This window comes from Thiocystis violacea (assembly GCF_016583565.1).
Lineage (GTDB): Bacteria > Pseudomonadota > Gammaproteobacteria > Chromatiales > Chromatiaceae > Thiorhodococcus > Thiorhodococcus violaceus_A.
Window position 1 is genome coordinate 22,439 of the sequence record NZ_NRRF01000002.1, and the last position, 13,331, is coordinate 35,769.

Annotated in this window: 9 protein-coding genes; 6 read left to right on the top strand and 3 right to left on the bottom strand. The window is 63.8% G+C overall.

Going from position 1 to position 13,331, the window contains the following annotated elements; all coding sequences use genetic code 11:
* Positions 1-29: 29 nt before the first annotated feature.
* On the bottom strand, positions 30-1,580 hold the full coding sequence (gene ilvA, locus CKO23_RS00985; protein WP_200327878.1) for a threonine ammonia-lyase, biosynthetic: 1,551 nt from the start codon (positions 1,578-1,580) through the stop codon (positions 30-32).
* A gap of 731 nt (positions 1,581-2,311) precedes the next feature.
* On the opposite strand from ilvA, the gene CKO23_RS00990 reads away from it, so the two are divergent.
* From CKO23_RS00990 to CKO23_RS01010, 5 genes are all read left to right on the top strand, one after another.
* Complete coding sequence (locus tag CKO23_RS00990) at positions 2,312-4,234, top strand: PrkA family serine protein kinase (RefSeq protein WP_200327879.1); 1,923 nt, start codon at positions 2,312-2,314, stop codon at positions 4,232-4,234.
* Positions 4,235-4,324: 90 nt separating this feature from the next.
* A complete protein-coding gene (locus CKO23_RS00995; RefSeq protein ID WP_200327880.1) occupies positions 4,325-5,593 on the top strand; it encodes a YeaH/YhbH family protein in 1,269 nt (422 codons plus the stop codon).
* Positions 5,590-7,080, top strand: a complete 1,491-nt coding sequence (locus CKO23_RS01000; protein WP_200327881.1) for a SpoVR family protein — start codon at positions 5,590-5,592, stop codon at positions 7,078-7,080. Before CKO23_RS00995 ends, CKO23_RS01000 begins: the two co-directional genes overlap by 4 nt.
* Before the next feature lie 134 nt (positions 7,081-7,214).
* Positions 7,215-8,945 carry a L,D-transpeptidase family protein gene (locus CKO23_RS01005; RefSeq protein ID WP_242482142.1) on the top strand — a complete coding sequence of 577 codons (1,731 nt, stop codon included), beginning with the start codon at positions 7,215-7,217 and terminating at the stop codon, positions 8,943-8,945.
* Positions 8,946-9,219: 274 nt separating this feature from the next.
* A complete protein-coding gene (locus tag CKO23_RS01010) occupies positions 9,220-9,606 on the top strand; it encodes a septal ring lytic transglycosylase RlpA family protein (protein ID WP_200327883.1) in 387 nt (128 codons plus the stop codon).
* Positions 9,607-9,777: 171 nt separating this feature from the next.
* Here CKO23_RS01010 and CKO23_RS01015 read toward each other — a convergent pair whose 3' ends face one another.
* Positions 9,778-10,653 carry a TauD/TfdA family dioxygenase gene (locus tag CKO23_RS01015; RefSeq protein ID WP_200327884.1) on the bottom strand — a complete coding sequence of 292 codons (876 nt, stop codon included), beginning with the start codon at positions 10,651-10,653 and terminating at the stop codon, positions 9,778-9,780.
* 252 nt (positions 10,654-10,905) lie between these two features.
* Between CKO23_RS01015 and CKO23_RS01020 the strand changes: the two genes are divergently transcribed.
* A complete protein-coding gene (locus tag CKO23_RS01020) occupies positions 10,906-12,246 on the top strand; it encodes a sigma 54-interacting transcriptional regulator (protein ID WP_200327885.1) in 1,341 nt (446 codons plus the stop codon).
* Between the two features lie 139 nt (positions 12,247-12,385).
* On the opposite strand, the gene CKO23_RS01025 is transcribed toward CKO23_RS01020, so the two are convergent.
* Complete coding sequence (locus CKO23_RS01025) at positions 12,386-13,120, bottom strand: peptidoglycan-binding protein (protein WP_200327886.1); 735 nt, start codon at positions 13,118-13,120, stop codon at positions 12,386-12,388.
* Between the last annotated feature and the right edge of the window lie 211 nt (positions 13,121-13,331).

Consider the following 13,331-nt stretch of genomic DNA (forward strand, 5'->3'; position numbering starts at 1 on the left):
CCGCGACCGGTCGGCCAGAACGGCGCCGCTTACGCTGGGGCGGCGCTCTCAGAGTCATCGCTGCCGACACCGGCAAAGACCTGATAGGCGGGGTTGTCCGTCTCTTCCCAGTAGGGGTAGCCCAGGGTGTCGAGCGAGCGGCGGAACTCGGCCTGGTCGGCGGCCGGGATCTGCGCGCCCATGAGCACGCGGCCATAGGCGGCGCCGTGGTTGCGGTAGTGGAAGAGGCTGATGTTCCAGCGCTTGCCGAGCGCGGTGAGGAAATTGAGCAGGGCGCCCGGGCGCTCGGGGAACTCGAAACGGACCAGGGTCTCCTGCTCGATCCCTGGGGCGTGGCCACCGACCATGAACCGGATGTGCTGCTTGGCGGTCTCGTTGTCCGTCATGTCGAGCACCTTGAAGTCCTTGTCGATGAGGCGGGCGATCAGCTCGGCGCGCTCGTCGTGTCCCTTGGAGAGCTCGATGCCGACGAACACCTGCGCGCGGCGCGCGTCGGCGTAGCGGTAGTTGAACTCGGTGATCTGGCGCTTGCCCAGGGTCTTGCAGAAGGCGAGGAAGCTGCCGGGGCGCTCGGGGATCTCCACCGCCAGCAGGGCCTCGCGATGCTCGCCGAGCTCGGCGCGCTCCGCGACGTGGCGCAGGCGATCGAAGTTGATGTTGGCGCCGCTCTCGATCGCAACCAGATGGGCGCCGCGCGTGCCCGTCTTCTCGACCCAGCGCTTGAGCCCGGCGACGGCCAGGGCGCCGGCGGGCTCGGCGATGCCGCGGGTGTCGTCGAAGATGTCCTTGATGGCGGCGCAGATCTCGTCCGTGCTGACCAGCACCACGTCGTCGACGCGCGCGCGGGCGACCCTGAAGGTCTCCTCCCCGATCAATCGCACCGCCACGCCATCGGCGAAGAGGCCGACCTGCGGCAGGGTCACGCGTTCGCCGGCCGCGAGCGCCGCATGCAGCGTGGGTGCCTCTTCCGGCTCGACGCCGATGATCCTGACCTCGGGGTAGAGCCACTTCACGTAGGCGGCGATGCCGGCGATGAGTCCGCCCCCGCCGACGGGGACGAAGATGGCGTAGGGCGGCCGCGGATGCTGGCGCAGGATCTCCATGCCGATGGTCCCTTGTCCGGCGATCACGTCCGGATCGTCGAAGGGGTGGATGAAGGTCAGACCCCTGTCGGCGACCAGCTCCATGGCGTGCGTGTAGGCCTCGTCATAGGAGTCCCCGTGCAGCACCACCTTGCCGCCATGGGCGCGCACCGAGCGGACTTTGATGCCTGGCGTGGTGCGGGGCATGACGATGGTGGCCTGGATGCCCAGGCGGTTGGCGCCCAGCGCGACGCCCTGGGCGTGGTTGCCAGCGCTGGCGGCGATGACGCCGCGCTCGCGCGCGATCGCCCCGAGGTGGATCAGCTTGTTGTAGGCCCCGCGCAGCTTGAAGGAGAAGACCGGCTGGAGATCTTCGCGCTTCAGGAAGACCTCGTTGCCCAGGCGGGTGGAGAGCTGGGGGGCACGGGTGAGGGGCGTCTCCTGGGCGACGTCGTAGACGCGTGCCTTGAGGATTCGTTCGATGTAGGAATCGGGCATGCGGGGTGATCTCGGGCACGGCGCTATGTTCGGCTATGTTACAGGATTCCGCCTCGGCCCGGCGTGGCCGCCCGCGGCGCGGTGTACGGGATGCGCCCTGTCACGGCGATTGAATGCGACCCGACGGCTTGGTCGGTCTCATGAGCGAGGCCGATGGCTGATTGCGCGCGAGACGATTCGGTCTTTCGCTTGTCTAACCTGCTCGGGCAGGACCCCATGATGAGGGTGCCCAACGCAATCGCGGTGTGCAGCCCTTCTGTGACGACCCTTGTCTCGATTTTGCGACTCGCCCTTTTCACCGGGCCTTGCGGCAGCCATTTGACTGAACGAGTCTCAGGTCCAGATGCCGCCGAAGCGGACGGGCAACGTGCCCCAATCTGGGGCGAACGGGATTGGGCTTGCCTCGCAGTGATCCGCAATCGCTCGAAAGGCGCCCTGACTCAAAGGGCAAGCGCGGTGTTCGAAGGCCGGGTGCCTTGGGGTGCTTGATGCACTAAATCAGTGCGGATTAGCGTTGGGTCGCGCGACACGGGCGCGCGACCGGAGTGCGCGACGATTGAGTGCGGTGTTGCGCCGAGGCCAAACAACGCCGTGGCTTGCTTGTTGCTTAAATTCCGGTGCGACTTGTCTTTTCCCCTCCTCGCCCCGAGCATTTGGATCCTGAATGCGCGTCGCGATCGACGCCGGGTCGGGTGTGAGCATCATCAGCTTCCGAGTGAGGTAATCGAGAAATGTCGATCTTCGAACGCTATCAGGCACGTTATGAAGCCTCCCGCGAGGAGGTGATGAGCCTGAACGAGTATCTGGAGCTCTGTAAAGCCGATCCAACCGCCTACGCCGGCTCGGCGGAGCGGTTGTTGATGGCGATCGGAGAGGCCGAGCTGGTCGATACGCGGGACGACCCTCGGTTGAGTCGGATCTTTCAAAATAAGGTGCTGCGCCGCTATCCCGCCTTCGCCGAGTTCTACGGCATGGAGGAGTCGATCGAGCATCTGGTCTCCTATTTGAAACACGCCTCCCAGGGACTGGAGGAGAAGAAGCAGATCCTCTATCTGCTCGGCCCGGTCGGCGGCGGCAAGTCCTCCCTGGCCGAGAAGCTCAAGGAGCTCATGCAGGAGCGCCCCTTCTACGCCATACATGGCTCGCCCGTGTTCGAGTCACCGCTCAGTCTCTTCTCGCCGGAAGAAGACGGTCCGATCCTCGCAGAGGACTACGGGATCCCCGATCGGTACCTGCGGACCATCATGTCGCCCTGGGCCGTGAAGCGATTGCAGGAGTTCCACGGCGACATCACCAAGTTCAAGGTCGTCAAGCTCTATCCCTCGATCCTCGAGCAGGTGGCGATCGCGAAGACCGAGCCTGGCGACGAGAACAACCAGGACATCTCCTCGCTGGTCGGCAAGGTCGACATCCGCCAGTTGGAGCGATTCGCCCAGCACGACGCCGATGCCTATAGCTACTCCGGCGCGCTTTGCCGGGCCAATCAGGGCCTGATGGAGTTCGTCGAGATGTTCAAGGCGCCGATCAAGGTGCTGCATCCGCTGCTCACGGCGACCCAGGAAGGCAACTACAACGGCACCGAGGGCCTGTCCGCCCTGCCGTTCCAAGGCATCATCCTGGCCCACTCCAATGAGTCGGAATGGCAGACCTTCCGCAACAACAAGAACAACGAGGCCTTTCTCGACCGCGTCTTCATCGTGAAGGTGCCTTATTGCCTGCGGGTGAACGAGGAGGTCCACATCTACGAGAAGCTGTTGCGCAACAGTTCGCTCTCCGAGGCGCCCTGCGCCCCCGGCACGCTCGAAATGATGGCGCGCTTCTCGGTGCTCACGCGTCTGAAGGAGCCGGAGAATTCGAGCATGTTCTCCAAGATGCGTGTCTACAACGGCGAGAACCTCAAGGATACGGATCCCAAGGCCAAGTCGGTGCAGGAGTACCACGACTATGCGGGGGTCGATGAGGGCATGTCCGGCATCTCGACCCGGTTCGCCTTCAAGATCCTGTCGCAGGTCTTCAACTTCGACCACACCGAGGTGGCGGCAAACCCCGTGCACCTGCTCTACATCTTGGAGCGGCAGGTCGCGCGCGAGCAGCTGCCGCCCGATACGCAGGAGCGCTATCTCAGCTATCTCAAGCAATACCTGGCGCCGCGGTATGCGGAGTTCATCGGCAAGGAACTCCAGACCGCTTACCTGGAGTCCTATGCCGAGTACGGTCAGAACATCTTCGACCGCTACGTGATCTACGCCGATTACTGGATCCAGGATCAGGAATACCGCGATCCGGACACCGGCGAGATGATGAACCGCGGGGCCTTGAACGAGGAGCTGGAGAAGATCGAGAAGCCCGCGGGTATCTCCAATCCCAAGGATTTCCGCAACGAGATCGTCAACTTCGTGCTGCGGGCGCGGGCCAATAACGGCGGCGCCAATCCGAAGTGGACCAGCTACGAGAAGCTGCGGGTGGTGATCGAGAAGAAGATGTTCTCCAACACCGAGGATCTGCTGCCGGTCATCTCCTTCAACGCCAAGGCGTCCGTCGACGAGCAGAAGAAGCATGACCAGTTCGTCGACCGCATGACCGATAAGGGTTACACGCCGAAACAGGTCCGTTTGCTGTCGGAGTGGTACCTGCGCGTCCGGAAGTCGCAGTAAGCATCGCACCTTGGGTCGGGTCCGGGGGTCTCTCCATCCCCGGGCCATGGCCGCCCAGTCAATCGCCGATCCTCAGAGAGCGCAGCCTCTATGTCACATTTCATCGACCGGCGCCTGAACGGCAAGAACAAGAGCACGGTCAATCGTCAGCGCTTCTTGAAGCGCTACAAGACCCAGCTCAAGCGCGCCGTCGCAGACGCGGTCAATAAACGCAGCATTACGGATATCGACTCGGGCGAGCGGGTCGGTATCCCGTCCAAGGACATCAGCGAGCCCGTGTTTCACCACGGCCAGGGTGGCACGCGCGACATGGTCCATCCCGGCAACAAGGAGTTCATGCCCGGCGATCGCATCCGCCGACCGGAAGGTGGTGGCCAGGGCTCGGGTCAGGGAAAGGCGGGGAAGGGCGGCAAGGGCGAGGACGACTTCGTCTTCGAACTCTCCCGCGCGGAGTTCATGGACCTGCTCTTCGATGACCTGGAGCTGCCCAATCTGGTGCGCAACCAGCTCATCGGGACGACTGAGTTCAAGACGGTTCGCGCCGGTTATTCGACCCAGGGCGCGCCGACCAATATCGACGTCGTGCGTTCGCTCAAGGGTGCGATCGCGCGGCGCACGGCACTGGGCGCGCCGCTGCGCGGGAAGATCCGCGAGCTGGAGGAGGAGATCCAAGGCTTGCTCGCCTCCGGGCTTGCGGAGGGGCACGCACAAATCCAGGCGCTGCGCGAGGAGATCGATCGCCTCAAGACGCGAATTGCGGCACTGCCCTTCATCGACACCTTCGATCTGCGCTTCCAAAGCTTCGTCAAGCTGCCGGAGCCGACCAGCAAGGCCGTCATGCTCTGCATCATGGACGTCTCCGGCTCCATGGATCAGGTGCGCAAGAACCTGGCCAAGCGCTTCTTCATCCTGCTGTACCTCTTCCTGCAGCGCAATTATGACAAGATCGAGGTCGTCTTCATTCGCCACCACACCATCGCGCAAGAAGTCGACGAGGAAGAATTCTTCTACTCCCGCGAGACGGGCGGCACCGTCGTCTCCAGCGCCTTGAATCTGGCCTATGACATCCTCAAGGCGCGCTACGACCCCGCGGTCTGGAACATCTATGCCGCGCAGGCCTCCGATGGCGACAACTGGGACTCCGACTCCAACGTCTGCCGTGACATCCTTATCGACAAGCTCATGCCCCTGATGCGTTATTACGCCTACGTCGAAATCACACCGCGCCAGCACCAGAGCCTCTGGTATGCCTACCAGGAGGTGATGGCGGCGCACGCGCACTTCGCCATGCAGGAGATCGATGGCGCGGATGGCATCTATCCCGTCTTCAGAGAGCTGTTCAAGAGGCAGGAGGCATGACGAAAAAACTCATCACCGATTCCTCCGAGTGGTCCTTTCCGCTGCTGGAGCGCTTGGATAAAGAGATCGGCCATTTGGCACGGAACGTCTATGGTCTGGATACCTATGCCAATCAGATCGAGGTGATCGGCTCCGAGCAGATGATCGATGCCTATTCATCGGTCGGGCTGCCGATCTACTACCACCATTGGTCATTCGGCAAGCAGTTCGTCTCCACCGAGCAGACCTACAGGCGCGGTCAGATGGGCCTCGCCTATGAGATCGTGATCAACTCCGATCCCTGCATCTCCTATCTCATGGAGGAGAACAGCCTACCCATGCAGGCACTGGTGATCGCGCATGCCTGCTACGGTCACAACAGCTTCTTCAAGGGCAACTATCTCTTTCGCACCTGGACGAGCGCGGACGCCATCATCGATTACCTGGTGTTCGCTCGGAAATACATCGCGCATTGCGAGGAGCGCTACGGGCAGGACGAGGTGGAACTCCTGCTCGATTCCTGTCATGCGCTGATGAATCATGGCGTGGACCGCTACAAGCGTCCCGCGCCGCTCAGCATGGCGGAGGAGCAGCGCCGCCAGCGCGAGCGCGCGACCTATCTGCAGTCCCAGGTGAACGACCTCTGGCGAACCCTGCCCTTGGTCGAGGACTCGGAAGAGGCGCGCCAAGAGGCGCGCTGGCCGGAAGAGCCGCAGGAGAACCTGCTCTATTTCATCGAGAAGAACGCGCCGCTGCTCGAGCCCTGGCAGCGCGAGGTCGTGCGCATCGTGCGCAAGATCGGCCAGTACTTCTATCCGCAGCGCCAGACCCAGGTCATGAACGAAGGCTGGGCGACCTTCTGGCACTACACGCTCATGAATCACCTCTACGACGAGGGCTTCGTCACCGATGGGTTCATGATGGAGTTCCTTCAGTCCCATACCGGCGTCGTCTTTCAGCCGCCCTTCGATGCCTCTTACTATTCCGGCATCAATCCCTATGCGCTCGGCTTCGCCATGATGCGCGACATCCGGCGGATCTGCGAGGCGCCCACGGAGGAGGACCGTTACTGGTTCCCTGACATCGCGGGTGGCGACTGGACGAAGGTGCTGGACTTTGCGATGCGCAACTTCAAGGACGAGAGCTTCATCGCCCAATTCCTCTCGCCGAGTCTGATGCGCGAGTTCCGCCTCTTCTCCATCACGGACGACGATCGCGAGGAGCACCTCGAAGTCACCGCGATCCACGAAGAGCAAGGCTACCGCGCCCTGCGCCAAGCGCTCGCCGAGCAGTACAACCTCGGGACACGCGAGCCCAATATTCAGGTCTTCAACGTCGATCGCCGCGGCGATCGCTCCATGACGCTGCGCCACTTCGTCCACAATCGCCGGCCCTTGGGGGAGACGCACGACGAGATGCTCCGTCATATCCGGCGATTGTGGGGTTTCACGGTGCGTCTCGAGACTGTGGATGCCGAGGGGCGCGTCGAGTTGATTGCAGAGGCTTGACACATCGGCTAGCTTGATGTGCCAGCGCGTTCGGCGTGATGGGCGCGTCTACGCCTTTGGTCCTGCGTGTACTCGACCCACGCATAACGATGACTGTGTCCGTTTGGGGGCGCCCGATGAGATTGTCTGTTTCCTTGAGACTCGTCACCTTACTTCTGACCTTGGTGCCGTTGTCCGGCTACCCGAATGTCCTTCTCACCAGGTCGCTGGATGCCGTCAGTGACGCCGCAACGCCGGCCATCGACGGTGTGCCGCTGCTCTCTGGACGCCTCCTCGCGGATTTCTACGCGCAACGCGGCAATGAGCCAGTGTGGACCGATCCGGGTCGGATCGCCGCCCTGCTGGAGCTGGTCGAAGCGAGCACGGCAGAGGGGTTCGCGCCAGCCGATTTCCACGTCGAGATCCTGCGCAGCGCCGCTAAGGCTGGCTCCGCCGACGCCCAGAGCGATGCCGAGCGCCTGGCGCTCGATCTCAAGCTCTCCGACGCGCTGCTGCGCTATGTGCACCACACCAGGTTCGGCAAGCTCGATCCCGTCGCCGTCGACCGCAAGTGGAACGATCGCGCCCCCGTCCCCTCGGAGCTGCTGATTGCGGACATGCAAGGCGCCTTGGACGCGCCCGACATGGGTCGCTTTCTGGCGGCGCGCATGGACTCACCCTTCTGGTATGAGGATCTCAAGAAGGCCCTGGCGGGCCTGAGCACGATGGCGGACCTGCAGGGTCTGGCGCCCCTGCCCGCGGGGCCGAGCTTGGCGAAGGGGAGTCGCGGCGCGCGGGTCGCCTTGTTGCGTGAGCGCTTACAACTCGCCGGCCACGCGGATGCCGCGCCGCCGCAAGATCTGGAAGTGTTCGACGACAGCCTCGCCGCCGCGGTGATGGAGTTCCAGCGGAAGGTGGGTCTGGCGCCCGACGGCGTGGTTGGACCGCGCACGCTTGCCACCATCAACAACCCGCTCGATCAGCGCAGCGTCCAGCAGGTGCGCATCAACCTCGAGCGCATGCGCTGGCTTTTCAACGACCTGCCGAAGGATTACATCTTCGTGGATATCGCCGACTACATCGGCTATCTGGTGCGCGGCGGTGAGGTCGCCTGGAGCACGCGCGTCATCGTCGGTAGCGAAAAAGATCAGACCCCGATGTTCCGCGACTCAATGGATCACGTCGTCTTCAATCCGACCTGGACCGTCCCGGTCTCGATTCAAAAGAAGATGGGCAACGTGTCCGCCAAATACACGCTCGTCGATCGACGGACTGGCCGCAAGGTGAGCGGCGGCAACGCCGGGGACTATAAGCGCTACCGCGTGGTCCAGAAGCCGGGTCCAGGCAATGCCTTGGGACGGGTGAAGTTCATGTTCCCCAACCGCCATGCGGTCTACCTGCACGACACCTCCAGCCGGGGACTGTTCAGCCGCTCCAGCCGTGCATTGAGTCACGGCTGCGTGCGCGTGCAGAATCCATACAAGCTCGCGGAACTCTTGCTCGGTGACAAGTCTTGGGACCGATCCAAGATCGAGCGCGTCGTTGGGAACAATCAGACCAGATACGTCAACCTTGAGGAAGAACTGCCGGTGCTCCTCTATTACCTCACGGCGCGCGCGAACCAGCAGGGTACGGTGTCCTTTCGGCGTGACATCTACGGCCGAGACGCGGCGCTCAAGGACGCCTTCGCCGAGCCCGTGCTTCGAACGAGGATCGCGTTTCCCGAGCCATCCCCGATCGCCGTCGACGACGCCACTCCGCGTCCAACCGGCGATGCCAAGGGTGATGGGCCGCAGCAGGATCAGGATCCCGATGATGAAGGTTTGGATGTCCAGCCGCCTCAATCCAGTGTACGGCTGACTCAGGCCGACGCGATGGAGAATTGAAGATCGGCCCCTCTCGTTGAGGGGCTTCCGCTCAGCTGAATGCAGTCCGCTTGACGTTCCTTAATTTTTACAAAGAATTGGCTGTCTTTCCTAGGTGTCGGCTCATGTATCAAGTCTGGCTTATGAGCGAGGTCGTCGGTTAAAATCCGCGTACTGCTGATCGCTTCAGCAGCTCAAGCTCAGGCTCGAACACCAAACGACATGTGGAGGAAGCCTTTTGGTTAGCAAACGTATCTGGTTATCACCCTTGGTCCTTGCGGCCTCATTCCTGGCAATGACCGAGGCTCACGCCATCGCCACGGACGGTGTCGCCTCCTACTACGGGGGCCGTTTCCACGGCAGAGTCACGGCCAGCGGCGAACGCTTCGATATGCACGATCTCACCGCGGCCCACCGGACACTGGGTTTTGGAACCCGCGTCATGGTCACCAACAAGTCGAACGGACGCTCGGTCGAGGTCACCATCAACGACCGCGGTCCCTATGTGAAAGGCAGGGCAATCGACTTGTCGAAAGGCGCCGCCAAAGAGCTTGGCATGCTCGGCAAGGGCGTCGCCCGCGTCGAACTCGCGGTGGTCGGCAAAGCCTCTACCGCCGTCGCGCGCAACCCTGAGAAGCTCACCGTGGCCCAAGCCCAGCAGATCATGATCGATCTCTTCTAAGAGCGGGTCCGTCACCGCTATTCAGCTCGCAGCAGAACCGCTTTCAGGCCCGAAGTCGTCGACGTTGGGGGCGTGCCTGGAAGCGGTTTTTTCTTGACTCAGGGAAAACCAGCGACTGATCCTCCGGTCGATCGACCGTCCCCGCGCCTGGGACTGGCTCGGGATCCTTCCTTAGCTTCCCTCGATGCGATCGTAATAGCGTGCGCGATAGAGCAGCCGTGGCGCGGCGCCATCCGTAAAGCCCGTTCGCGTGTGCGGCACGTTGTTGCTCACCAATCCCCAGCCTGATTCGAGCCGTCCCTTGAAGTGCCATGGCGTCTCGCTCTTGAGCATGGCTTTCAGCGAGGTCACGGCCTCGGTCGTGACGGCGTCGTCGCGCCAGCGGATGTTGCGCGCGCGATTGGTGTAGCGCATGTGCAGCTGTCCATCGGAGCGTACCGAGAACACGGGGCCTGACTGGTCCGGTCGCATCTGCTCGCCGTCCACATAGCTCGCCGGGATGGTCATGCACTGCGGATGCATCAAGGCCCGGATGAAGTCGGGGGACTGGTCGCGCACCAGGATGTAGGCGATCTCGTGGTCGAGCAGGGCGTTCTCGCCGCCCGTCTCCGCTGGCTGGACGCAGTGCAGCAGCAGGGCGAGGATCTCGCGCTCTGGGCTGTTGTAATAGCCATCCGTGTGCCAGTCGATCGGACGATTGGAGTAGGGGATGTATTCGCGATGCTGGGCATCGGTCTGCACGGTGAGCGAGGTGATGGCGTCTTCATCCGCGCCGCGATTGTGGTCCAGGCGGTTGAGGCCGAAACGCGCGCCGAGCGCGGCGGGAATGGCCTTGTCCGGGTCGTCTCCCGTGCGGCCGATGTAGATGGCCATGTTGGCGCGCCGGCAGCGCGCGAGGATGGCCTCATGCTCGGCATCCGTCAGACAGCGCGGGTCGGTGATCTCCACCAGCAGGTCGGACAGCTCCGTCGGCGCTTGAGCGAGCTTGCGCTCGCGCCAACGCTCGTAGGCATCCGGGTTGGCGAGATCGAAGGGCGAATCCATCATGTCGGCGGCTCCTATCTGGCGCGGTGCGCCTGTTTTGATCATGCACGTCCAATCCTCCCGGGGTAGGGCGGGCGGCTCGGGTCGAACGGGGAACGCTAATGCGGCTGGCGTCTCGGGGCATTGATGCCCGTCAGTCTCTGGTCACGACGGCGGTTGTGCCGCTGCCGTGTCAGGATTGGATGCGCATCAGGGCGCGGACGCTTGCTAAGATAACCGACAATGACTCACCGATTCGGAGCGAGCCCGCCGCCCATGTCGATGCCTGACCCCGGCTCTACTCAGATCATGCCTGCCGCTGCGCAGACGGCCCGCAAGATTCGACTCGAGCGGATTGAGCTGAAGGTCCTCTCCGGCCCGGACGCCGGTCGCGAGGTCAAACTGGCGCTCGCCGGTGTCACGCTCGGCACCGCATCCGACAACGATGTGATGCTGACGGATCGCACGGTCTCGCGACATCACGCCGAGATCCGCGTGACGCACGACGGCCTGTTGGTCAGCGATCTCGGCTCCACCAATGGGACCTTCCTCAATGGGCTGCGGGTCAATGAGGCCTTTCTGGTGCCGGATTCCGTGCTCTCGCTCGGCTCCACGGAGATGCGCATCCGCACCGGCACCGAGGAGCACCCCTACGAGATCGCGCAAGAGAGCCGCCTCGGCTGCCTGGTGGGCGGCACCGAGCCCATGCGCGAGCTCTATGGGCTGATCAAGGTGGTGGCGCCGACTCCGACCACGGTGCTCATCACCGGCGAGTCCGGCTCGGGCAAGGAAATGGTTGCGAGCACCCTGCATGGGCTGTCGGGGCGATCCGGTCCGCTGGTGGTCTTCGACGCCTCGGTGACGGATCCCGAGATGGTCCGCAACGATCTCTTCGGCCACATCAAGGGGGCCTTCACCGGCGCGACGGGCGCGCGGGACGGGGCCTTTCGCCGCGCCGATGGCGGCACGCTCTTCATCGACGAGATCGGCGAGCTGCCGCTGGACCTGCAGCCGCGACTGCTGCGCGTGCTCGAAAGTAGAGAGGTCGTGCCGGTGGGCTCGGATCAGCCCGTCAAGGTCGATGTGCGCGTGGTTGCGGCCACCCACCGCAATCTGGAGGCGATGGTCGAGTCCGGAGACTTTCGCGCCGACCTCTACTACCGCCTGTCCGTCATCAGTCTGCGGGTTCCGCCGCTGCGCGACATCACGGCCGACGTCCCGCTGCTGGTCCAGAACTTCGCCGACAAAATGGGCATGCCCTGTCGCCTCTCGCCGGAGGCCGAGCGGGCGCTGGGGGGCTACCACTGGCCTGGCAACGTCCGCGAGCTGCGCAACGTGCTGGAGCGCGCCGCGGTCCTCTGCGGCGGTCAGGAGATCCGGCCCGAGCACCTGCGCCTGATGGACGTCGCGGCGGTTCAGCCCGCGGCGCCGGTGGAACCCCTCGCGATTGGGGCAGCCGCCTCCGCCGCGACCTCGCCGGCACAGCTCAAGGCGATGGAGCGGCGGATGATCGGTGAGGCCATGACGCGCAACCGCAACAACAAGACCGCCGTCGCCCGCGAGTTGGGTATCCCGCTCTCGACCCTGAAACGCCGCATCGCCGAGTACGACCTCTGACGGCTCTGTGATTGCCGCGGCTCGCCGCCGTGGGAGCGCCGCCCCGGCGCGACGTCGCCCGGTCGCGGCGAGGCGCCGCTCCCACTGATCGAGACTCCCGAAAATCGCCTCGGTACCCTGGAGCCGGCTGTTTACCGCCTTAAGGCAGACGTAGAAAGACGGCCTCCACCTCCTTGCTGGTGTCCCGTCCCGAGTGTTTGTCGAGCACGTACCATTGCCGCAGGTTGCGCCAGGCTCCCTTGATCTCGGTCTTGCGGCCCGGGTCCAGGACCAGGACTTCGGTGTCGTCGCGCGGCCCGCGGATGCCGGCGATGACCGTGATGTGCCTGACACCATTGACCCAGAGCGGTCCATGGATCCTGAGCCAGCCGAGAATGGCCTCCGGGGTTGGCGACATCGGCGGGACATGGGCGAAACCCATGTCGCGGGCGAACTCCCGGATCTTGGCGTTGGTGATCCCCGTGTTGTCGCTGTAGAGCTTCGACCACTTGGGTGATTCCGAGGGGTCCGGATGGCGCGGGTCGGTCATGCGGGTGCGTTCGCGCTTCCACTGAATCAGCATCTGCGCCGAGGCATACCAGCAGGACATGGTCTTGTCCTGGGCGATGTGCAGATAGGCGGGCACGACATAGTGCAGTTGGATCGGGGGCGTCACGTTCGGCTTGGCGGCGGCGAGTGCGGCCCGGGTCTTGGGGCCGACGATACCGTCGACCGGCGGGCAGGCGCGTGTCTGGAAGGCGCGGACGGCCGCGTCCGTCTTGGGGCCGAAGATGCCGTCGACGACCAGGGGCGGCAGCGGCTTCTGCACCAGGTTGAGCCGCGCCTGAAGATCACGGACGGCGGGGCCGTTGGACCCCCACTTGAGATTCTGCATGGCATCATCCTCCGGTCGCTTATGTTGTGTGCTCGCAGTCGAACAGCATGAACCGGGCCATGGCGCCGCATCGCCGGCAAACCCGCGGTGCGGGCCGCCGTCGGCTGACGCCCCGCCACCCTGTTGCATCGCCACGGATGCGCCTGACCGGCTCGATGTGGACCCTTCGGCTCACTGTGACCCGCTGACGCGAGTCGGGGCGGGCGCGTTA

Bases quoted from the DNA above. Each gene is read 5' to 3' on its own strand.
- ilvA (WP_200327878.1), bottom strand. From the start codon at position 1,580: ATGCCCGATTCCTACATCGAACGAATCCTCAAGGCACGCGTCTACGAC.
- CKO23_RS00990 (WP_200327879.1), top strand. From the start codon at position 2,312: ATGTCGATCTTCGAACGCTATCAGGCACGTTATGAAGCCTCCCGCGAG.
- CKO23_RS00995 (WP_200327880.1), top strand. From the start codon at position 4,325: ATGTCACATTTCATCGACCGGCGCCTGAACGGCAAGAACAAGAGCACG.
- CKO23_RS01000 (WP_200327881.1), top strand. From the start codon at position 5,590: ATGACGAAAAAACTCATCACCGATTCCTCCGAGTGGTCCTTTCCGCTG.
- CKO23_RS01010 (WP_200327883.1), top strand. From the start codon at position 9,220: ATGACCGAGGCTCACGCCATCGCCACGGACGGTGTCGCCTCCTACTAC.
- CKO23_RS01015 (WP_200327884.1), bottom strand. From the start codon at position 10,653: ATGATGGATTCGCCCTTCGATCTCGCCAACCCGGATGCCTACGAGCGT.
- CKO23_RS01020 (WP_200327885.1), top strand. From the start codon at position 10,906: ATGTCGATGCCTGACCCCGGCTCTACTCAGATCATGCCTGCCGCTGCG.
- CKO23_RS01025 (WP_200327886.1), bottom strand. From the start codon at position 13,120: ATGCAGAATCTCAAGTGGGGGTCCAACGGCCCCGCCGTCCGTGATCTT.